The organism is Streptomyces sp. NPDC001889 (genome assembly GCF_053594535.1).
This window is the reverse complement of sequence record NZ_JBSFER010000003.1, coordinates 1,278-21,513: the sequence shown is the minus strand read 5'-3', so window position 1 is coordinate 21,513 and position 20,236 is coordinate 1,278. Positions and strand designations below refer to the sequence as shown.

The following is a 20,236-nucleotide window of genomic DNA, read 5'->3' as shown; positions in this document are numbered from 1 at the left end:
AAACCCGCTCCTAGCGCTTCTTGTTCGTCTTGCGGCGGCGGACGATGTACTTGTTGCTCGCCTTCTTGGGAGAACGAGTACGACCCTCCTTCTGACCCCACGGGCTGACCGGGTGGCGACCACCGGAGGTCTTGCCCTCACCACCACCGTGCGGGTGGTCAACCGGGTTCATCGCGACACCGCGGACGGTCGGGCGGACGCCCTTCCAGCGCAGGCGGCCGGCCTTGCCCCAGTTGATGTTCGACTGCTCGGCGTTGCCGACCTCGCCGATGGTGGCGCGGCAGCGGACGTCGACCAGACGGATCTCGCCGGACGGCATGCGGAGGTGGGCCATGGCCCCCTCCTTCGCCAGCAGCTGCACGGAGGCACCCGCGGAGCGGGCGAACTTCGCGCCGCCGCCGGGCCGCAGCTCGATGGCGTGGATGGTCGTACCGACCGGGATGTTGCGCAGCGCCAGGTTGTTGCCGGGCTTGATGTCGGCGGCCGGGCCGTTCTCGACACGGTCGCCCTGCGACAGGCCACGCGGGGCGATGATGTAGCGCTTCTCGCCGTCCGCGTAGTGCAGGAGCGCGATGCGCGCGGTGCGGTTGGGGTCGTACTCGATGTGAGCGACCTTCGCCGGCACGCCGTCCTTGTCGTGACGACGGAAGTCGATCACTCGGTAGGCGCGCTTGTGGCCACCGCCCTGGTGACGGACGGTCACACGACCGGTGTTGTTACGGCCACCCTTGCTGTGCAGAGGGCGGACCAGCGACTTCTCCGGCGTGGACCGCGTGATCTCGACGAAGTCGGCGACGCTGGAGCCACGACGGCCCGGAGTCGTCGGCTTGTACTTGCGGATACCCATTTCTCAGTCCTCGTCCGATATCGGACCGAGGTCTCCGTTAGGAGACCTGGCCGAAGATGTCGATACGGTTGCCCTCGGCAAGGGTCACGATGGCGCGCTTGGTGTTGGCGCGCTTGCCGAAACCGGTGCGGGTGCGCTTGCGCTTGCCCTGCCGGTTGATCGTGTTGACCCCGGTGACCTTGACCGAGAAGACCGTTTCAATGGCCTGCTTGATCTGAGTCTTGTTGGCACGCGGGTCGACGACGAACGTGTACTTGTTCTCGTCGAGCAGCGCGTAGCTCTTCTCGGAAACAACCGGCTTGACGAGGATGTCGTGCGGGTCCGTGAAGGTCTTGCTGGTGACGGTTGCCTCAGCCATCAGGCGTCGCTCCCTTCGGTCTCGTTGGCCTGGGGGCCAGACACGAAGGTCTCGAAGGCGGCCTGGGTGAAGACCACGTCCTCGGAGCGGATCACGTCGTACGTGTTCAGCTGGCCCGGCTCCAGGATGTGCACCTGGGGCAGGTTGCGGGCGGACAGCCACGCGGCCTCGTCGGAGCGCTCGACGATCAGGAGCGTGTTCTTGCGCTCCGAGATCTTGCCGATCAGCGTCCGGACGGACTTGGTGGAGACGCCACCCTCAAGCACGCCGGTGACGACGTGGATGCGCGAGTTGCGTGCCCGGTCGGTGAGGGCACCGCGCAGGGCGGCGGCCTTCATCTTCTTCGGGGTCCGCTGCGAGTAGTCGCGCGGCGTGGGGCCGTGCACGACGCCACCGCCGGCGAACTGCGGAGCGCGGGTCGAACCCTGACGGGCGCGGCCGGTGCCCTTCTGGCGGTAAGGCTTCTTGCCACCACCGCGGACCTCGCCACGACGCTTGACCTTGTGCGTGCCCTGACGGGCGGCGGCCAGCTGCGCGACGACGACCTGGTGGATCAGCGGGATGCTGACCTTGGCGTCGAAGATCTCGGCCGGGAGCTCAAGGGTCCCGGTCTTGTCGCCCGCGGGCGACAGAATGTCAATGGTGCTCATAGTCCTCAGGCCCCCTTGGCCGCAGTGCGGACCAGGACCAGGCCGCCGTTGGGGCCAGGAACCGCACCCTTGATCAGGAGCAGGCCCTTCTCCGCGTCAACAGCGTGAACGGTCAGGTTCTGGGTGGTGACCCGCTCGTTGCCCATGCGGCCCGCCATGCGGAGGCCCTTGAACACGCGGCCCGGGGTGGCACAGCCACCGATGGAGCCGGGAGAGCGGTGCTTGCGCTGGGTGCCGTGACCGGCGCCGAGGCCCTTGAAGTTGTGACGCTTCATGACACCGGCGAAGCCCTTGCCCTTGCTCTTGCCCGTGACGTCAACCTTGACGCCGGACTCGAACACCTCGGCAGTGATCTCCTGGCCGAGCGTGTACTCGCTGGCGTCGGAGGTGCGGAGCTCCACCAGGTGGCGGCGGGGGGTCACGTCGGCCTTGGCGAAGTGACCCTTGAGGGGCTTGTTCACCTTGCGAGGGTCGATCTCGCCGAAGGCGATCTGGACCGACTCGTAGCCGTCGGAGTCATTCGTACGGACCTGGGTAACGACGCAGGGCCCGGCCTTGACGACAGTGACCGGGACGACACGGTTGTTCTCGTCCCAGACCTGGGTCATGCCGAGCTTCTCGCCCAGGACGCCCTTGATCTGCTTTGCCATCTCTTCCGTGCCTCTCAGAGCTTGATCTCGATGTCAACGCCGGCCGGAAGGTCCAGGCGCATCAGCGAGTCAACGGTCTTGGGCGTCGGGTCGAGGATGTCGATCAGGCGCTTGTGCGTGCGCATCTCGAAGTGCTCGCGCGAGTCCTTGTACTTGTGCGGCGACTTGATGACGCAGTACACGTTCTTCTCAGTGGGCAGCGGCACCGGGCCTGCGACCGACGCACCAGTACGCGTCACCGTCTCGACGATCTTCTTCGCCGAAGAGTCGATGACCTCGTGGTCGTAGGCCTTGAGCCGGATGCGGATCTTCTGTCCCGCCATGGCTACTTCGTAGTCCTGTCTGTCTGGGGAAAACGCTCTGGAACTCGGTGAGTGACGATCTCTTCTCCGACCCACGCGGTCGGGCGTGTCGCACTCCCTCTACGGAAGAATCCCGAAGGATTTCCCAACCAAGGGGGTGCGGGCCTGGCCCGCGCATCGGGGGAAGAGCTCCCACCGAGTGCCTGGCCGGTACCCCGCTGACACTTCCCGAAAGATTCCCGTACGTCCGCTCCAGCGCTGCCCGGGGGCAGATGGGGCGACGAGTACTGTGGGACTCGCTTCCGGTCCTCCCGGCGGGAGGCGCGCAGCATCGGCACTCAACCGAGCAACCCCGACAGTCTGCCATACGGGGGCGGGGCCTGGCCAATCGGGGCGAAGAGAGTACCCCAGGTGGGGCTGGGTGAAGCGGCGAGCGCCCCGGCCCGCCCGAGCACCCCGGGCGCCGGACCCCCGCCCGGACCCCCGGCGCCTTCAGTAGCCGGCCAGATACACCCGGGCACGACCACCCGCGAGGTCGTCCACGTGCACCTCGATCGCCTGCACCCGGCCGCCCGCCAGGGCCGGGTGCGGTCACCCGGCGATGCTCCCGACCCGTGCGGCCGTCCGGCGCCACCCCGCGCCCGACGGCCGGCGGCGGAAGCTCCACGGGCGGAGCATCACCCACGGGAACGAGGCCCGGCGCCGGGCCGCCGCCGCGCGCACGGACCACGAGAGCCCGAACGAGCTGAAGGGGTACCGCTTCGCCCCGAGCCGCTTGGGGGCCGGCGAGGACGCGGAGACCCTGACGCCTTTCCCGCACTGGCCTCACTCGGTGACCGGACAGCGGTGCCGGCCCGAAGCGTTCGGCGGGCCCGGGGTCCTCAGCTGGCGCTCATCCCTCGCTCGGGCCACTCGTCCGTCTCGCCGTAGAGCGAGTTGATCTTCCGCGAGGTCTTGACGAATTCATAGTCGATCCGCTCGTCGATCGGGAGAGATCTGCGGGTGGCCTTGTTCATCACCAGTCGGCGAGGGTTCTCGGCGTGATCGAATCCGAAGAGATACTCGACCTCCTCCGCGGTCTCAGCGACCTTACGGAAATAAACCAGTGAAGCCACTACCATTCACCTTCCCAATCTTCTCTCACATACAGCGGAACCAGGGAGTCCCAATGATATTTAGTATTAGCGTACGCATGGGCCTCTTGATACGTGCTGCCCGGGCGATCACGAAGGTAGCTGAGCTCAGCCAGCTCATGCTCCAAGAGCACGTAATCCTCCGGAACCGCCCTCCCTGATCTCAGGCGAATCCACGCATCAGCGATCTCGGCATCCGCGTCAAATTTTCGCACATGAACTTCCCCCGTCTCGGAGTCAATTATAGGGTGCTCCGTTTCGAAAACATGTCTTTTCACCGAGGAAATTTCATCGCGAGAGAAGCCTGTCGAGCCATTATCCCTCTCGACATGACTCGTGAACTCACTAATCGAATCTATATCGCGGGGGTTCTCAAGAAAATTCGCATAGGCTGCCTCGGCCCAGCGGGTCTGAAGGGGGTCGTCCAGGAGATCACGGGGGCGCCGTCGAGCGCCCGTAACCCACTCATCAGGCAGAGGCGGCAGAGGCGACGGTTGATCCCGGTACCCGCGTGTCCCCGCCCTCACGGCCCCCTTGACCAGCCCCGCGCCCTTCGCGCCGACGATCTCCGGGATCAGCCGGCCCAGGAACTCGCTCGGGTCACCCTTCGCCGCGTCCCACGCGTTCCTCAGCGCCCGGTCCGGATTCGCCGCCGTGGACGCCAGACCCGCCAGGGTCGTGTTCACCTTCCGGTAGTACTCCGCCGGATGGGCCAGGTTGTACGGGTCCAGCGGATTCACCCCCCGCACAAAACTGACCAGCCCCGCCGTGCCCTTCACCACCCCGCCCGCCACATGCAGCAGCTCCGTGCCCCGCGCCACCACATGGTCCATACCGTCGACCCTCAGCCGCTCCCACCCCCCGGGCTCCTCCGGAGCATCCGCCAGAGCCGCCGTCAGCGCCCCCCGCGCGGTCCGCGCCGCGTCGTCCCGCTGGCGCCGCGCCTCCCTCAGGACCTGCCTCGCCCGGTCCCGCACCCCCTTCCCCGGATCGGAGAACGGCTCCGGCCGGGCCGGCGGATTCGGCTCCCCCCGCGCCGCGTTGTACGCATCGACCCGCCCGTTGTACGCCGCCACCGCGTCCCTCGACGCCTCCTCACCCCGCCGGTACAGCGCGACCGCCTCCCGCGCCCGCTCCTGCGCCCAGGTCACCGTCCCCGCGAACGCCTCCAGCGCTTTCGCCGCACCCTCGAACGAATCCGCCGCCCGCACCCACTCCCCCGGCAGCGGGGCGAACCTCTCCCGGAACGCGTCCGCGCCCTCGCCCCTCCAGCTCCCCGAGTCCAGCCGCCGCATCCCCGTACCGACCGCGTCGAACGCCCGCTGGAAATCCCGCAGATTCCCCGCCGCCGACCCGATCCTCACCGGATTCCCGTGGATCAGCTCATTCGCCTCGGTCGTCTGCCCCAACTGCTGCTCATCGACATCCGCCCCGAGCGACGACGCGGTCTCGTCCCCCCAGTCCTCCACCGCATCGGCCCAGTCCTCCGCCCCGACCTTCTCCAGCACCGCCCCGGCCTGGTCAGTGGCGTAGTCGATCCCCTCACCGACCAGCTCCCCGCCCTTCTCGATCCCGCCCCGCACCCCGTCATAGACATCACCGGCGAGATCCTTGAACGCGTCACCAAGCCCCACAACCAACCCCCGTCAGCACTGAATTGCCCGGCCGCCAACCATGCTGCCACCGCGGGAAGTCAGTACGCAGCCAAGTAGGCGCGGGCACGGCCGCCCGTGCACGGCCGTGTGACAGCCATGCGCGAAGCCAGGCGGTCAGGCGGGTTCCTTGGGGCGGAAGCACTTCGTGGAGACGGTGACAACGATCGCGGACTCGTACTCCTTGCCGGGGGTCACGAGGTGCAGCCGGAGGTCAGCGGCTACCTGGCCGTCGGCCGATTCCGCAACAACCTGTGGGGCCTTCACCCGGCTGTCGTCCAGACCGTCCTTGACAATCTTCCAACTGCTCGTGGGGAGGCGCTCCCGCAGCCGGTCCATCGCAGCCCGTAGGTCGGTGTCTGCGGCCCCCCACACACTCCAGGTATGACGAACCCGCTGCACCTTGGACTCCTTCGAGTAGCCGGAGCACTCAAGAGGGAAGGGCATCGAGTCTTTGGCTTTGGCCTTCTCCTTCAGGGCGATGATGTCGAGAATCTGGCTGGATGCCATGGCTACCCGCTTTTCCACCTCCGCCTCGACACGCACGGGTACCGTCTTCGGGTCCCGATTTCCACCACCGTCGCCATCCGCGTTCACCTGCGAGCACCCTCCTACGAGCAGGCCCGCCGCGAGCGCGACGAGCACGGATCGATACCTCTTACTCACTCTTCGTCCATTCGTATTGACCAGTGATGACCCATGCCTGCTGGCTCAGGCTGAGGGAGTTCTCTCTCCAGAAATCACTGTGGTCTTTGGCGTCCGACTCCAGGACGTTCGACCCGAACGCCTGATCGGTGGGGATGGTCCAGTTGTCCCCGAGCCCGGCAGCTCGCCCTCCAACCCGGACCCACAGGTCGTTGCCATCGCCGCTCATGGCCCACATGTGCCCCGGCTTGACACCGAGGTCCGCCGAGTTGTCGGCCTGCATACCCGGGCTTCCCGCCACAAGAACGTCGTCGACCGCTAGCGGGCCATCCGGCCAGCCGCCTGCCTTCGCCGCCTCGCCGATGAGAGTGCTGCCGTAGCTGTGGCCGATAGCCGTAGTGTGTCCGGCGTCTCCGGTGGCCGCCGTATGCGCTGCCCGGCCACCGTCAAGAAAGTCCCGCAACGCAGGTCCCCCTTCAATGGCGCGCCGGTCGAACATCGCCTCCGGGAAGATGTCCCCCTTCTCTCCCGGCGTGGCCGAGCGCGGCGCGTCGTAGTCGAACCAGGCGACGGTGGACACCGTGGAGCCCTGTGCGACGCCGTCGCTCTCGGCCCACAGAGTCTCGCTGCGACCGAGGTCTCCCTCGATGTCGCTCAGTTTCGTGCCCGTACCAGGCACATACACCGCCGTATGGTCGGCGGTGTCGGGATTGCCATTGGCCAGGATGACCCGGCCGTCCCCCTTGTTCGCATCCGAGTCGAAGCCGATCAGATACGCCGGCGGCAGGCCCCTCTCCCCGGTCCTGTCGAACCGCTCCTGGATCACCTCCATCCCGTCCAGCCGGCCCTGAAGACGCTCCCGCTGCTTGTTCCACGCCTCCCACTCCTCGGTCTGGACCATCGCTCCCCCGACCACCCGGCCCGTGACCGGGCTGATGTACGGCTGGTACTGCTGCGGCTCCTTCTTCGCCCAGGCCGCCAGCTCAAGCCGGGTCTCGCCACGCTGTTCGTTCAGGACCACACGGTTCGCCTCGTCGCGGATGTCCGCCGGGAGGCCGTTCATCGCACCGACGCTCGCCGGGTTCATCGTGAGCTGGGCGGCGCGCTCCTCCTCGGTGAGGCCCTTCCACCACTCGGCGTTCTGGGCCGGCGACGCCTCCTTGGGCGGGCCGTCGATCGTGGCGAGGTACGGGGTGGCCGCCTCGCGGGCGCCGGCCGTGTCGGAGGCGGTGTCCGACCAGTCGGCGGCCGAGACCGTGAGGTCGTCGTCCGCCTTCAGGGCGCGCAGCTTCGGGGCCCACTTCTCGTCGGCGGCCGTCGCCTCCGCCAGCGCGGTGGACACGCGGTCCGCTATCGCCTGCGCACGGAGCGCGTACGGATTCGGGTTCAGGCCCGCCGCCTGGCGGCCGACCGCCTGGGCCTGGGGGGAGCTGTAGCCGCCGGTCATACCGCCGTCGGGGATGGCGCCGTCCACCTTGTCCGGGCCCGGTGGGTACGTCACCGTCCCGTCCGGGTTCACCGTCATCCGGTCGGCCCGGGCATCGGCGATGGCCGCTTCCAGCTTCCGCTTGGCCGCCGCCATGTCGAAGGCGAAGCCGTTCAGAGCCGTACTGATCACACCGCACTCGGTCTGCGTGTACTGGAAGTTCTGGGCCAGCTCCTGGATCTCGGCGTGGGCCGCGTCCGCCGCGTTCCCCTCCAGTGACTTCCGCATCCCGGCGACGACGGTGTTCCCCAGGTGGTCCTTGGCCGCCTGCGCCATGTCCGCCAGCGCGCGGTAGCCGTCCGCCGCGCCCTCGTACTCCGTGGGCTTCAGGGCCTGGAGCGTCTTGAGATCCACTCCCCCGTCACCGGCCCCGCTGCGGGGCGCCGCCGACGGCCGCCGTGTCCGCGTACGCCGACTTCACCGAGGCGATCCCCGCCTCGACACTCTCATCGGTCCTGAGCTGCTCGTGCCCCACCCGCTCCATGATCTTCTGGAGGCTTCCGCACCGCTTGCTCACGTTCTCGGCGTACGTCCTCCAGGAGGCGTACAGGTCCTTCTGCGCCGCCGCGCTGAGACACCCGTCCGTGTCCCCGAGCCCCGCCTGTCCGTCCTCCAGCCGGCCCAGCGCCGTACCGATCCTTCCGCGTAAGGACCCCACCCCCTCGCCCGCCGATAACCACCCCTGCCTGCTGGACTTCAGCCGGTCCGTCCCCCCGCTGCTGTTCAGCCGCATCCCGGCGGACTGACGCTCGGCCACACCCGCCTTGAGCTGCTCCCACTCGTCCCACGCCATGCGCGTTCTTCCTCCCCGGGTCCACCTCGACGACTCCGGACCCTATCGCCCGCAGCAGAGCGCCCCGCAACCGGAAACAGGTGCGGGGCGAGGGGAGTTGAGGTCAGTTGATGGAGGCGTACGCGATGAAGTCGGACCAGGCTCCGGAGGTGAAGCCGAGCTGGGGGCCCTGGAGGTTCTTGGAGTCGCGGACGTGGACGGTGGCGCAGGAGGGGGTGGCCGCTACCTCGACGCAGGACTCGATCTCGTTGCTGTCGCTGTAGCTGCTCTTGAACCAGGCGACCTCGACGCAGTCGTGGCCGTTGCTGCTGTCGCTGTAACTGCTCTTGAACCACTCCGGCTCGGAACCGCACCCGGCAGAGGGTTTACGGGTCATGTCTCTCCCAGCACTTGCTCGATGAAGGCCAGCGACTCCCCAGGCGTGAGAGCCTGGCCCCGGATGATGCCATACCGCAGCTCGACGATCTGGAGCTGTTTCGGATCAGAGACCGGACGGCTGTGGAAGTCCCCTTCGCAGCGTCCGAGCGCCGTGCCGTCCTCGAACTTCAGGACACGGATCTCCCCGCCCATGGCAGCGTGGTTCTCGCGGTTGGTCGGCATCACCTGGATCTCGACATTCCGCAACTGGGCCACCTCCAGCAGGCGTTCGAGCTGTCGACGCTTCACCATTCTGCCCCCGATCGGGCGCCGAAGCGTTACCTCTTCCTGGATAAAGCTCAGTTCTGGGGACGGCCGTCGACCGAAGATCGACTGCCTGTCAATCCTGGCCGCCACCGCCCGCTCTGCATCGTCCTGCAGATGTGCCGGCCGTCGCATCCCGAACAGAGCTCGGGCGTACTCCTCCGTCTGAAGCAGACCGTGGATGTTGTGGTTGCAGTAGGCCGACAGCTCGACTGCCTGCTCCTCCATCTTCGCCAGATCCCGGACCTTCTTCGGGTACCTCGCCTCCGCCATCACCTTTTTCATCGCCGCGATCCTGCCCCCGGCCTTCAGCATCCGGTCCGCCTTGTCCAGGTACTCCGGGCGCGGAATCCTCGCCCCCCGCTCGACCTTGCGGATCAGGTCCTGGCTGTAACCGATCAGCCTCCCGAACTCCGCCACCGAGAGCTCCGCCACCTCCCTCCATGCCTTGAGCTGCGCACCCGCCATCTCCACCGCCGGCGCGATCTCGTCCTGCGGATCGACGTCCCAGCCGGGCTCGTCCGCCCCGCTTGTCACGTCCGTCGTATCGTCCATGCCGCACCCACCTTCGACGCGTTGGCCATGTTCAACGCCCGCCGTACCCGGCCGTCACGCGAGACAGCCGGGACAAGACGAGACAAGCGCGAGACAAAACCCCCGCGTACTCCGCGAGCCACTATTCAGGCCGCACACATCTCGCCACGCTGAGTGATGTGAACCACACCACCCAAACCACCGTCCCCACACGCCAGTTCAGCGTGCGGCTCTCCTCCACCCGCCGTGGCGCCCGGCTCGCCCGGCTGCTCGCCGTGCAGCAGCTCCAGTCCTGGGGGCACGACTTCGAGGCGGCGGCGCACATCGTCGCCGAGCTGGCCGCCAACGCCGCCACCCACGGGCGGGTCGCCGGGCGGGACTTCCGGCTGACCCTCACCGAGACCGCGCGGACCCTCCGTATCGAGGTCACCGACACCCGGGGGGACAGCTTTCCCGGGCGGCGGGCCGCCGGGGAGGAGGACGAGGGCGGGCGGGGGCTGCTGCTCGTGGAGGCGTTCGCCGACCGGTGGGGGGTGGCCTCCGGGCCCGCGCCCGGGAAGCGGGTCTGGGCCGAACTGGATCAGCCTGAAGAACCCGCCGCACGGAATGCGGTCGTGCCGGCCCCCCACGGCTGAGGGCGGCCGAGGCGCCGGCACCACCCGGCGGCACCATCCGCACTATCACCGGGTGGTGCCCGCACCCGGGCGAACCGAGGCAACCCGGCGGGACGATAATCCGTCTAGTTGAACGCGAACGGGTCTGACCAGCCCGTTCGCACCCTCACACCTCAGCGACAGAACGTCCGCTGCGGGGGAAAGCGGACGGAGCACCCAGACAAGTGAAGACGATCAGCGCTGCCCGAATACCCGAGGGCGGCGCACGCCCGACCCCGCGCCGCCGCGCCGTTCTCGGTGCCATCGGGGCACTCGGCGCACTCGGGGCGACCGCCACCGCCGTCGGCGGGTGTTCGGTGCCCGAGCCGCAGCGGCCCGTCCCGGCCGCCGACCCCGCGCCCGGGCTGCGTATCGCCACCTCCGGACGGGCCCAGTTGATGCAGATCCTGGCCCACCCGGACGACGACCTCTACTTCATGAACCCGGACACCCAGCGGATGCTGGACGCCGGGGTCCCGCTGGTCTGCGTCTATGTCACGGCCGGCGAGCACACCGGTGTCAACCGCGTCCCGGGGCAGCGCGGCGAGGTCCGCGCCGACACCCGGGCGTACTCCTCGGCCCGGCACCAGGGCCTGCGGCAGGCGTACGCGACCCTGCTCGGGCTCGACAAGTTCACCCCGTGGAGCAAGGGCATCGTCACCCTCCGGGGCGACCGGGTCGCCGAGATCAACACCCTCACCCAGGGCAGCCGCCGGGTCGAGCTGATCTTCCTCAACCTCCCCGAGCACACCCGGCGCCGCTGGGCGGCCCTCCCCAGCCTCTGGAACGACCGCTCGCTGAGCGTCCACACCGTGCTCGCCCAGGACTCCCCGGTGCGCGAGACGGTGGCGTACGACTACGAGGGACTTCTCGGCGTGCTCGTCGGGCTGATGCAGCAGTACCGCCCCACCGTCGTCCACACCCTGGACCCCGACCCGGACATCCAGCTCAGCGACGAGTCCACCCGCCGCAGGGACAGCGAGCAGCGCGGCTACTCCGACCACGGCGACCACACCGCCGCCGCCTGCTTCGGCTGGGCCGCGATGGTGCGCTGGGTCGCGGAGGCCACCGAGAACGGCGGCCAGGTGCCCGGCTTCGTCACCCATGCCTTCCGGGGCTACTACGGCCGGCACTGGCCGAAGAACCTCCCTCCCCGGGTCCTCCAGGAGAAGGCGGGGCACCTCGTCCCCTACGGCGGCGACCCCGCCTGGCAGTGCGGCAACGACGCCGGCTGCGGCGACTACGGCGTCGGCGGCGGGCGCCCGCTCCAGAACAAGAAGGGGTGGGTGCGCTCCACCCACCACCGCTTCCCCGGGGCCCGGCCGGCCGTCTCGGTGGACCCGGGCGACCGGCTCGCGGCGTACGGAGTGCTGGGGCTGCGCGCGGTCCGGTGGCGGGAGACCGAGGCCGGCAGCGGGCAGTGGGGGCTCCCCGACGACCTGGGCGGCGGGCCGCTGGCGCCCGCGCTGGGGGCGGCGGCGCTCAGGGACGGCCGGCAGCTGCTGTTCGGGCTGCGGATCGCCGCGCTCGGCGGCCGGGGCGCGGCCAACCGGCGGGAGATCGTGCTGCTGGAGCAGTCCACTCCGGGCGGCCGGTTCCTCCCCTGGACCGGGCTCGGCACCCCGGAGCACACCGACGACCGGAGCCGGCGGATGGGCGTCCCGGTGGCGGTGACCGCGCCGGACGGCCGGGTCCATCTCTTCGTGCGCACCGCGGACCGGCAGGTGGCCACCCGGGTACGGGCGGTCAGCGGGCGCTGGAGCCCCTGGCGGGACCTGGGCGGCGCCCCGGTCCAGGACGGTCTGTCGGCCGTGGCCGACACCGCGGGCCTGGTCCATGTCTTCGGCGCGGGCCGGGACTCCGTGCGCCACTGGGCGCAGAGCGTGCCCGGCGGCGAGGTGTCCTTCCGGCCGGAGGGCATCGGGCCGGTGCCCGGCGGGCCCGTCGCCGCGCTGCCCGGCCGCGACGGCGGCGTACGGCTGCACTACCGCACACCGGCGACCTCGACCGTCACCGCCGTGTCGGTGACGGGGTCCGGTGAGGTGACCGCACGGCCGGACGGAATGCCCGGGTACGGGCCGGTGTCGGCCGCCGCCGGTCCGCGCGGGGCGACGGCGCTGCTCTCGCTCGGCGAGGACGGGCGGGTCCGGCTGCGCACCGGGGGCGGGGTGCCGGCCCGCGAGGGCGGCGCCCCCGCCCTGGCCTCCCCCGCGCTGCTGGCCGGTCCGCACGGGGCCACGGCCGTCGGGATGGGAGCGGACGCCCGGCCGTGGATCTGGCGTCCGGAGCGGCGCGGCGAGCGGGTCAGACCCGCCCGCAAGATCTGACGGTCATCGGGGCGGGCGGGGCGGGCCCGTCCGCGAGATCTGCTGAAGCGGAACGCGAAGAGGCCCCGCACCGTACGGTGCGGGGCCTCTCGCTTGGTGCCCTGTTACGGAGCTACCAGGTCGGATCTGCCGGAGAATCAGGCAAGGATCTTGGTGACCTGGCCGGCGCCGACGGTCCGGCCACCCTCACGGATGGCGAACTTCAGGCCCTCTTCCATGGCGACGGGCTGGATGAGGTTCACCGTCATGACGGTGTTGTCACCCGGCATGACCATCTCGGTGCCCTCGGGGAGGGTCACCACGCCGGTCACGTCCGTGGTACGGAAGTAGAACTGCGGGCGGTAGTTGTTGAAGAACGGGGTGTGACGGCCACCCTCGTCCTTCGACAGGATGTAGGCCTGGGCCTCGAACTCGGTGTGCGGCGTGACCGAACCGGGCTTGATGATGACCTGGCCGCGCTCGACGTCCTCGCGCTTGATGCCACGGAGGAGCAGACCGACGTTCTCACCGGCCTGGCCCTCGTCGAGCAGCTTGCGGAACATCTCGATGCCGGTGACCGTGGTGGTGGTCTTCTCGGTCTTGATACCGACGATGTCGACGGTCTCGTTGACCTTGAGGACACCACGCTCGATACGGCCGGTGACGACGGTGCCACGACCGGTGATCGTGAAGACGTCCTCGATCGGCATCAGGAACGGCTTGTCCACGTCGCGCTCGGGCTGCGGGATGGACTCGTCGACGGCGGCCATCAGGTTCAGGACCGACTGGCCCCACTCCTTGTCGCCCTCGAGCGCCTTGAGCGCCGAGACCTTGACGACCGGCAGGTCGTCGCCCGGGAACTCGTACTCGGAGAGGAGCTCACGGACCTCGAGCTCGACGAGCTCCAGGATCTCCTCGTCGTCCACCATGTCGGCCTTGTTCAGCGCGACAACGATGTACGGAACGCCGACCTGGCGGGCCAGGAGCACGTGCTCCTTGGTCTGCGGCATCGGGCCGTCGGTGGCGGCGACCACGAGGATGGCGCCGTCCATCTGCGCGGCACCCGTGATCATGTTCTTGATGTAGTCGGCGTGACCCGGGCAGTCGACGTGCGCGTAGTGACGCGACTCCGTCTGGTACTCGACGTGCGCGATCGAGATCGTGATACCGCGCTGGCGCTCCTCGGGAGCCTTGTCGATCTGGTCGAAGGCCGAGGCCTCGTTCAGGTCCGGGTACGCGTCATGCAGCACCTTGGTAATGGCGGCCGTGAGGGTCGTCTTACCGTGGTCGATGTGACCGATGGTGCCGATGTTGACGTGCGGCTTAGTCCGCTCGAACTTCGCCTTCGCCACTGGGTCCTCCTGTGGAGTGGTTCTGTACGCCTTGCTTCATCGGCGCCAGGTGATCTTTGCTGGAATGCCGGGGCCCGGGACACCCCAACCGTATACGTAGGTATTCGACTGGAATGTCCGCGGCAGGCTCCGGTGACAAGCCTAAAGCGTGTACTCGGGTGAGTTACTCGCCCTTGGCCTTCGCGATGATCTCCTCGGCGACGTTCCGCGGAACCTCGGCGTAGGAGTCGAACTGCATCGAGTAGCTTGCGCGACCCGAGGTCTTGCTGCGGAGGTCTCCGACGTAGCCGAACATCTCCGAGAGCGGCACCAGGCCCTTGACGACCTTGGCGCCGGCCCGGTCCTCCATGGCCTGGATCTGGCCACGGCGGGAGTTGATGTCACCGATGACATCGCCCATGTAGTCCTCGGGCGTGGTCACCTCGACCGACATCATCGGCTCCAGGAGCACGGGGCTCGCCTTGCGCGCGGCCTCCTTGAACGCCTGCGAACCGGCGATCTTGAAGGCGAGCTCGGAGGAGTCGACCTCGTGGTAGCCACCGTCGAGGAGCGTCAGACGGACGCCCGTCATCTCGTAGCCGGCCAGGATGCCGAACTGCATGGCCTCCTGCGCGCCCGCGTCCACCGAGGGGATGTACTCCTTGGGGATGCGGCCACCGGTGACCTTGTTCACGAACTCGTACGCCGAGTCGCCGCCCTCGATGGGCTCGATCGCGATCTGCACCTTCGCGAACTGACCGGTACCACCGGTCTGCTTCTTGTGGGTGTAGTCCACGCGCTCGACGGCCTTGCGGATCGTCTCACGGTACGCGACCTGCGGCTTGCCCACGTTGGCCTCAACGCGGAACTCACGGCGCATCCGGTCGACCAGCACCTCGAGGTGAAGCTCGCCCATACCACCGATGATGGTCTGGCCGGTCTCCTCGTTGGTGTGCACCTGGAAGGAGGGGTCCTCCTCCGCGAGACGCTGGATGGCGACACCCAGCTTCTCCTGGTCGCCCTTGGACTTGGGCTCGATGGCGACCTGGATGACCGGCGCCGGGAAGTCCATGGACTCCAGGATGACCGGGTTCTTCTCGTCGCTCAGCGTCTCACCGGTGGTGGTCTGCTTGAGGCCCATGACGGCGACGATGTCGCCGGCGCCCACCGACTCGATCTCCTCACGCTTGTTCGCGTGCATACGGTAGATCTTGCCGATGCGCTCCTTGCGGCCCTTCACGGAGTTCAGGACCGCGGTGCCCGAGTTCAGGCGCCCGGAGTAGATCCGGATGAAGGTCAGCTTGCCCAGGTGCGGGTCGCTCGCGATCTTGAACGCGAGGGCCGACAGGGGCTCGTCGTCCGACGGCTTGCGCTTGACCACGACCTCCGGGTCCTTGACGTCGTGGCCCTCGATGGCCTCGACGTCCAGGGGGGAGGGGAGGTAGCGCACGACCGCGTCGAGCAGGGGCTGGACGCCCTTGTTCTTGAACGCGGTGCCGCAGAAGACGGGGGTGACCGTGACGCCCTCGGACTTGCCGGAGGCGATGGTGATACGGCGGATCGCCGCGTACAGCTGCTCCTCGGTGGGCTCGACGCCCTCCAGGTACAGCTCCATCAGCTCTTCGTCGTTCTCGGCGACGGTCTCCAGCAGCTTGCCGCGGTACTCCTCGGCAGCCTCGGTGTGCGTGGCCGGGATGTCGACGACGTCGTACATCTCGCCCTTGGACGCCTCGGCGGACCAGACGAAGGCCTTCATGGTGACGAGGTCGACGACACCCTTGAAGTCCATCTCGGCGCCGATGGGGAGCTGCATCACGATCGGCGTCGCGCCGAGGCGGTCGCTGATCATGTCGACACAGCGGTGGAACTCGGCACCGGTGCGGTCGAGCTTGTTGACGAAGCAGATGCGCGGGACGCCGTAGCGGTCCGCCTGACGCCAGACGGTCTCGGACTGCGGCTCAACACCGGCGACACCGTCGAACACGGTGACGGCTCCGTCGAGGACGCGGAGCGAACGCTCCACCTCGACGGTGAAGTCGACGTGACCCGGGGTGTCGATGATGTTGATCGTGTGATCGACGTCGTCGAGCGGCCAGTGACAGGTCGTCGCGGCGGACGTGATCGTGATGCCGCGCTCCTGCTCCTGCTCCATCCAGTCCATCGTGGCAGCGCCGTCGTGGACCTCACCGATCTTGTAGCTCACACCGGTGTAGAACAGGATGCGCTCGGTGGTCGTCGTCTTGCCCGCGTCGATGTGGGCCATGATCCCAATGTTGCGGACCTTGGCCAGGTCAAGCGAAGTGGTGGCCATATGGCTCAGTCTTCTCTCGGTCTCGATGGGGTAAGCGACTACCAGCGGTAGTGCGCGAAGGCCTTGTTGGACTCGGCCATCTTGTGCGTGTCCTCACGCTTCTTGACCGAAGCGCCGAGGCCGTTGGAGGCGTCGAGCAGTTCGTTCATGAGGCGCTCGGTCATGGTCTTCTCGCGGCGGGCGCGGGAGTAACCCACGACCCAGCGCAGCGCGAGGGTGGCGGCGCGACCGGGCTTGACCTCGATCGGCACCTGGTAGGTCGCACCACCGACACGGCGGGACTTGACCTCGAGGGAGGGCTTGACGTTCTCCAGCGCGCGCTTCAGCGTGATGACCGGGTCGGCGCCGGTCTTCTCGCGGAGGCCTTCCATGGCGCCGTAGACGATCCGCTCGGCGGTGGAACGCTTGCCGTCAAGCAGAAGCTTGTTGATCAGCGAGGTGACAAGAGGAGAGCTGTAGACCGGGTCGATGATGACCGGGCGCTTCGGGGCGGGGCCCTTACGAGGCATTCTTACTTCTCCTTCTTGGCGCCGTAGCGGCTACGGGCCTGCTTGCGGTTCTTGACGCCCTGGGTGTCCAGGGAACCGCGGATGATCTTGTAGCGAACACCCGGCAGGTCCTTCACACGGCCGCCACGCACGAGCACGATCGAGTGCTCCTGCAGGTTGTGTCCCTCACCCGGGATGTAGGCCGTGACCTCGATGCCAGAGGTCAGACGCACACGCGCGACCTTGCGCAGGGCCGAGTTCGGCTTCTTCGGGGTGGTCGTGAACACACGCGTGCAGACGCCACGGCGCTGAGGGGAACCCTCAAGTGCGGGCGTCTTGTTCTTCTCGACCTTGTCCTGCCGGCCCTTCCGGACCAGCTGCTGGATCGTAGGCACTACTTCTCCGGTTTCTGTGTGCCGTTCGTGAAACTAACCTGGAACGCCACCGACCCACGCGGTCGGGTGTGTCGAAGCTGCGAGGCTCTCGCCGTACGACGAGAGAAGGCGCAGAATACGGTGGCCAGTGATCGGACTCGCTGTGCGGTTGAGGACACGCACAGGAGCCCAGGCACACCCCAGGCACAAGGTCAGAGCGTACCTACCGCATGGGCTGCGGTCAAAACAAATGCCCACGCACGGGAGAGGGGGCCGTTCCCCGGGGAAGGGCCCGTTCGGGGGGCGGGGCGCCGGGGGGCCTGGGAGGGGAGCCCCGGGGCGGGCGGCTCCGGGGGGTGCGGCACCGGGGGCCGCACGGGCCGGAGAGGGCGAAGGCTACACCGTTACGCCGGGTCACCGTCGGGCGGGGTGGGCGGGGCCGCAGGGGGGTCCGGGGGGACCGGGGGGACCGGGGCCTCCGGTGGGGCGTGTGCGTCCGGTGCGTCCGGCGCGTCGGGGGGTTCGCGGCGGGGGCGGCGGGACCGTGCGGCGGGGGTGGAGGGGGAGTCGAGCCGGGGGATGGTGGGGACCTTGGACTTGCGGCTCTTGGGGGCGAGGGAGGGGGGCGGGGTGGTGGGGGTTCCGGTGTCCTGGTCCTGGCGGTGCTGGTGGTCCTCGCGGTTCTCGCGGTTCTCGCGGTTCTGCCGGGCCCGCTGATCGTGCTGGTCGTGCTGGTCGTGCTGGTCGTGCCGGGCCTCGCGTATCGCGTCCTCGCTGTCCTTGCCGCCCTCGCCGTCCATGCCGTCCTTCATGTCCTTGATGTCGGACCGGGGGTGCGGGTGCCGGGGGCTGTCGCGGGCGGGGTGGTCGCGCTCCGGGCCGCCGGCGGCCGTGCGGGGGTCCGGAGGGTGCCGGCCGGCCGGGTCGTCCCCGGCGCCGCCGTCCGCCGGGTACCGCCCGCGCTCGTCCTGCGGGAAGGGGATGACCGCCGCCTGACCGGGGGTGCGGCCCACCAGCCGGAGGGGCCTGGCGGCAGCGGCGGCGGCGCGGGCCTCCTCCAGCGCGGGGCCGTACTCGGCCACCGCGTCCCGCCACCCACTGGCGTACGCCGCTATCTCGCGCCGGTCCAGCTCCTCCCGCAGCAGCACCGCGACCTCGGCGGGTGCACGGTCCTCCAGCAGCCGGCCGAGCAGGGCGAGCAGCCCCGGAAGGTCCTCCGGGGACGCGGCGGGACGGGCAGGGACCTGTGACGCGCCGTGCCGTGCCTCGTCGCCCTCGGCCATCCGTATCTCTCGCCGCATCTCTCGCTCGCGTCCCATCGCTGCCCATCCCGCCCACGCGATCGGAGAGCAGGCCTCGGCAACACCTCTGATCCTTGGGGGCGTACGTACGGCCTGTGTGAAGGTGAAGTACAGGCCGTGACAGCTTACTGGGGGCCGAAAACGAGTGCGGGGGCCCGTTCCGCCGCCCGGTCAGTCCTTGGCGAGGGGGGCGCGGCGGGCCGGGGCCGGGGGCAGGAACTGGCCGGCGACCCGGATGAACATCTCCCGCTGGTCATCGGGGATGCCGAGCCCGGCGGCGGCCTCCTCCAGGGTGAGTCTGCGGCCTCCCGGGGCGGCCGGCGCCGCCCCGGCGGCCGAGTCGGCCTCCAGGGGCAGGGGCAGATCGTCCTCGGTGAGCCGGCCGGAGCGGATGAGCATGTCGCGCACCGGCACGTCGAGGACATGGGCCAGCCGCCGGGTCGTCTCCAGGTCGGGCATGCTCTGCCGCTGGAGCAGCCGGGTGATGGCGGCGCGGTGGACCCCGGCCTCGTCGGCGAGCCGCGACTTGCCGCCACCCCGCGGGCTGTCGATGTCGAAGCCGCGGGCACGGATGAGCTCCTCGACCCAGGCGGCGAACTGATCCAGATCATTGGCGGTCACGGGTGGTCGCCTCCCTCCGAAGCGGACCTCAGACTATCGCGCTTGCGCGCACGGAATTACGTGATTCCGCGCGCGCACAGTGGGGATTCTGCGGAGATGCCCCTTCTTTTGGTTGCGCGTGCGCGCGCAACGTGTCAGTGTGCGGAACCGCAACGACCCCCGCAGAGTCAGGAGTTGCCGTTATGCCCCTCCCCGATTCCCTGGAGTCCGCCGGCTGGCGCGCCGCCGCGGCGTGTGCGGGACTGCCCCCGCACATTGTCTTCGCACGGCGAGAGTCGGAGGCCCGACCTGCGCTGAAGGCCTGCGAACGGTGTCCGGTGACCCGGCGCTGCGAGGAGAGCGTGGCACCGGCCGCGAGCTTCTTCGACGGGGTGAGCGCGGGGCGGCTCTGGCGCAATGGGCGGGTGGTGAGGTTGCGGGGTGGGGGTGTTGCGGGCTCGCGCGCTAGTGGGGTGGGGGCGTACGGGGACGGCGGGATGTAAACCCCCGCGCGGCGAGTATTCGCCCTACGCCGGGGGCGGCTGCGGGGCCCTGCGTGGCGCGTACGGCCCTCCGAGCGCCCTCGCGCACCCCGGGTCCCGGCAAACCCGGCCCCGCCGGCGAACCCGAGCACCTTCCGCCCCGCCGCCGATCGAGGCGCACCCGTCCAGACCCGCCAGCGAACCCGAGCAAACCCGGTCCCGCCGCCGATCGAGGCGCACCCACCCGGCCCCGCCGGGAAACCCGAGCAAACCCAGCCCCACCGGCAATTGAGACGCACCCACCCGGCCCCGCCGGGAAACCCGAGCAAACCCGCCCCCACCGCCGATCGAGACGCACCCACCCGGCCCCGCCGGGAAACCCGAGCAAACCCAGCCCCGCCGGCGATTGAGGCGCGGGGGCTCGGGGGCTGGCCCCCGACCGCAGCCCGCACCGTGCGGGCACCTGCGGCCCAGGGTCCGTCCTCAATCGCCGGACGGGCTGAGTTTGCCCGGGCCACCCGTGGACCAAGGTCCGTCCTCAAACGCCGGACAGGCTGAGTACGCCCGGGCCACCCGTGGACCAAGGTCCGTCCTCAAACGCCGGACAGGCTGAGTACGCCCGGGCCACCCGTGGACCAAGGTCCGTCCTCAAACGCCGG

At 69.2% G+C, this 20,236-nt stretch carries 21 protein-coding genes; 3 read left to right on the top strand and 18 right to left on the bottom strand.

Annotated elements, in window-relative coordinates; genetic code table 11:
- Positions 1-10: 10 nt before the first annotated feature.
- From rplB to ACWCRA_RS03500, 12 genes are all read right to left on the bottom strand, one after another.
- A complete protein-coding gene (gene rplB, locus ACWCRA_RS03555) occupies positions 11-847 on the bottom strand; it encodes a 50S ribosomal protein L2 (protein ID WP_351547851.1) in 837 nt (278 codons plus the stop codon).
- Positions 848-884: 37 nt separating this feature from the next.
- Positions 885-1,205, bottom strand: coding sequence for a 50S ribosomal protein L23 (rplW, locus tag ACWCRA_RS03550; protein ID WP_351547854.1), 321 nt, complete (start codon positions 1,203-1,205; stop codon positions 885-887).
- Positions 1,205-1,855 (bottom strand): 50S ribosomal protein L4, encoded by a 651-nt coding sequence (gene rplD, locus ACWCRA_RS03545; RefSeq protein WP_351547857.1) that lies wholly within the window; start codon positions 1,853-1,855, stop codon positions 1,205-1,207. Before rplD ends, rplW begins: the two co-directional genes overlap by 1 nt.
- A 5-nt stretch (positions 1,856-1,860) precedes the next feature.
- Positions 1,861-2,505 (bottom strand): 50S ribosomal protein L3, encoded by a 645-nt coding sequence (gene rplC / locus ACWCRA_RS03540; RefSeq protein ID WP_351547860.1) that lies wholly within the window; start codon positions 2,503-2,505, stop codon positions 1,861-1,863.
- A gap of 14 nt (positions 2,506-2,519) precedes the next feature.
- On the bottom strand, positions 2,520-2,828 hold the full coding sequence (gene rpsJ, locus ACWCRA_RS03535) for a 30S ribosomal protein S10 (RefSeq protein ID WP_003948644.1): 309 nt from the start codon (positions 2,826-2,828) through the stop codon (positions 2,520-2,522).
- Positions 2,829-3,688: 860 nt separating this feature from the next.
- The gene (locus tag ACWCRA_RS03530) at positions 3,689-3,922 is read right to left on the bottom strand and encodes a hypothetical protein (protein WP_451066781.1); all 234 of its coding nucleotides are present in this window, start codon (positions 3,920-3,922) and stop codon (positions 3,689-3,691) included.
- The gene (locus ACWCRA_RS03525) at positions 3,922-5,574 is read right to left on the bottom strand and encodes a putative T7SS-secreted protein (RefSeq protein ID WP_451066780.1); all 1,653 of its coding nucleotides are present in this window, start codon (positions 5,572-5,574) and stop codon (positions 3,922-3,924) included. Before ACWCRA_RS03525 ends, ACWCRA_RS03530 begins: the two co-directional genes overlap by 1 nt.
- Before the next feature lie 135 nt (positions 5,575-5,709).
- Positions 5,710-6,237: a hypothetical protein gene (locus ACWCRA_RS03520; RefSeq protein WP_451066779.1), complete on the bottom strand. Its 528-nt coding sequence runs from the start codon at positions 6,235-6,237 to the stop codon at positions 5,710-5,712.
- Between the two features lie 13 nt (positions 6,238-6,250).
- Entirely contained in the window at positions 6,251-8,077 is a 1,827-nt protein-coding gene (locus tag ACWCRA_RS03515; RefSeq protein WP_451066778.1) for an alpha/beta hydrolase, read from the bottom strand.
- Positions 8,078-8,084: 7 nt separating this feature from the next.
- The gene (locus tag ACWCRA_RS03510; protein ID WP_451066777.1) at positions 8,085-8,516 is read right to left on the bottom strand and encodes a hypothetical protein; all 432 of its coding nucleotides are present in this window, start codon (positions 8,514-8,516) and stop codon (positions 8,085-8,087) included.
- A 103-nt stretch (positions 8,517-8,619) separates the two neighbouring features.
- Positions 8,620-8,892: a DUF397 domain-containing protein gene (locus ACWCRA_RS03505; RefSeq protein ID WP_451066776.1), complete on the bottom strand. Its 273-nt coding sequence runs from the start codon at positions 8,890-8,892 to the stop codon at positions 8,620-8,622.
- Entirely contained in the window at positions 8,889-9,752 is an 864-nt protein-coding gene (locus tag ACWCRA_RS03500) for a helix-turn-helix domain-containing protein (RefSeq protein ID WP_451066775.1), read from the bottom strand. The genes ACWCRA_RS03505 and ACWCRA_RS03500 overlap by 4 nt, the downstream gene beginning before the upstream one ends.
- Positions 9,753-9,910: 158 nt before the next feature.
- On the opposite strand from ACWCRA_RS03500, the gene ACWCRA_RS03495 reads away from it, so the two are divergent.
- Together ACWCRA_RS03495 and ACWCRA_RS03490 are read left to right on the top strand one after the other, a co-directional pair.
- Positions 9,911-10,366 (top strand): ATP-binding protein, encoded by a 456-nt coding sequence (locus ACWCRA_RS03495; protein ID WP_451066774.1) that lies wholly within the window; start codon positions 9,911-9,913, stop codon positions 10,364-10,366.
- Positions 10,367-10,569: 203 nt separating this feature from the next.
- Positions 10,570-12,711, top strand: a complete 2,142-nt coding sequence (locus tag ACWCRA_RS03490; protein WP_451066773.1) for a PIG-L family deacetylase — start codon at positions 10,570-10,572, stop codon at positions 12,709-12,711.
- A 137-nt stretch (positions 12,712-12,848) separates the two neighbouring features.
- Here the strand turns inward: ACWCRA_RS03490 and tuf are convergent, their stop codons facing one another.
- From tuf to ACWCRA_RS03460, 6 genes are all read right to left on the bottom strand, one after another.
- The gene (gene tuf / locus ACWCRA_RS03485) at positions 12,849-14,042 is read right to left on the bottom strand and encodes an elongation factor Tu (RefSeq protein WP_190121711.1); all 1,194 of its coding nucleotides are present in this window, start codon (positions 14,040-14,042) and stop codon (positions 12,849-12,851) included.
- A gap of 163 nt (positions 14,043-14,205) precedes the next feature.
- Positions 14,206-16,332 (bottom strand): elongation factor G, encoded by a 2,127-nt coding sequence (gene fusA / locus ACWCRA_RS03480; RefSeq protein ID WP_351547882.1) that lies wholly within the window; start codon positions 16,330-16,332, stop codon positions 14,206-14,208.
- Between the two features lie 38 nt (positions 16,333-16,370).
- A complete protein-coding gene (gene rpsG / locus ACWCRA_RS03475; RefSeq protein ID WP_351547885.1) occupies positions 16,371-16,841 on the bottom strand; it encodes a 30S ribosomal protein S7 in 471 nt (156 codons plus the stop codon).
- Between the two features lie 2 nt (positions 16,842-16,843).
- Positions 16,844-17,215 (bottom strand): 30S ribosomal protein S12, encoded by a 372-nt coding sequence (gene rpsL / locus ACWCRA_RS03470; RefSeq protein ID WP_003948652.1) that lies wholly within the window; start codon positions 17,213-17,215, stop codon positions 16,844-16,846.
- A 383-nt stretch (positions 17,216-17,598) separates the two neighbouring features.
- Positions 17,599-18,513 carry a hypothetical protein gene (locus ACWCRA_RS03465; RefSeq protein WP_451066772.1) on the bottom strand — a complete coding sequence of 305 codons (915 nt, stop codon included), beginning with the start codon at positions 18,511-18,513 and terminating at the stop codon, positions 17,599-17,601.
- Positions 18,514-18,666: 153 nt separating this feature from the next.
- Entirely contained in the window at positions 18,667-19,116 is a 450-nt protein-coding gene (locus ACWCRA_RS03460; RefSeq protein ID WP_351547891.1) for a helix-turn-helix transcriptional regulator, read from the bottom strand.
- 182 nt (positions 19,117-19,298) lie between these two features.
- On the opposite strand from ACWCRA_RS03460, the gene ACWCRA_RS03455 reads away from it, so the two are divergent.
- Complete coding sequence (locus ACWCRA_RS03455; protein WP_351547894.1) at positions 19,299-19,598, top strand: WhiB family transcriptional regulator; 300 nt, start codon at positions 19,299-19,301, stop codon at positions 19,596-19,598.
- The last annotated feature ends 638 nt before the right edge of the window (positions 19,599-20,236 follow it).

What these genes read in the sequence shown, in the direction of transcription:
- ACWCRA_RS03510 (WP_451066777.1), bottom strand. Translation starts at nt 8,516, where the DNA reads ATGGCGTGGGACGAGTGGGAGCAGCTCAAGGCGGGTGTGGCCGAGCGT.
- ACWCRA_RS03465 (WP_451066772.1), bottom strand. Translation starts at nt 18,513, where the DNA reads ATGGGACGCGAGCGAGAGATGCGGCGAGAGATACGGATGGCCGAGGGC.
- rpsJ (WP_003948644.1), bottom strand. Translation starts at nt 2,828, where the DNA reads ATGGCGGGACAGAAGATCCGCATCCGGCTCAAGGCCTACGACCACGAG.
- ACWCRA_RS03505 (WP_451066776.1), bottom strand. Translation starts at nt 8,892, where the DNA reads ATGACCCGTAAACCCTCTGCCGGGTGCGGTTCCGAGCCGGAGTGGTTC.
- rpsG (WP_351547885.1), bottom strand. Translation starts at nt 16,841, where the DNA reads ATGCCTCGTAAGGGCCCCGCCCCGAAGCGCCCGGTCATCATCGACCCG.
- rplC (WP_351547860.1), bottom strand. Translation starts at nt 2,505, where the DNA reads ATGGCAAAGCAGATCAAGGGCGTCCTGGGCGAGAAGCTCGGCATGACC.
- ACWCRA_RS03455 (WP_351547894.1), top strand. Translation starts at nt 19,299, where the DNA reads ATGCCCCTCCCCGATTCCCTGGAGTCCGCCGGCTGGCGCGCCGCCGCG.
- fusA (WP_351547882.1), bottom strand. Translation starts at nt 16,332, where the DNA reads ATGGCCACCACTTCGCTTGACCTGGCCAAGGTCCGCAACATTGGGATC.
- rplD (WP_351547857.1), bottom strand. Translation starts at nt 1,855, where the DNA reads ATGAGCACCATTGACATTCTGTCGCCCGCGGGCGACAAGACCGGGACC.
- ACWCRA_RS03500 (WP_451066775.1), bottom strand. Translation starts at nt 9,752, where the DNA reads ATGGACGATACGACGGACGTGACAAGCGGGGCGGACGAGCCCGGCTGG.
- rplB (WP_351547851.1), bottom strand. Translation starts at nt 847, where the DNA reads ATGGGTATCCGCAAGTACAAGCCGACGACTCCGGGCCGTCGTGGCTCC.
- rplW (WP_351547854.1), bottom strand. Translation starts at nt 1,205, where the DNA reads ATGGCTGAGGCAACCGTCACCAGCAAGACCTTCACGGACCCGCACGAC.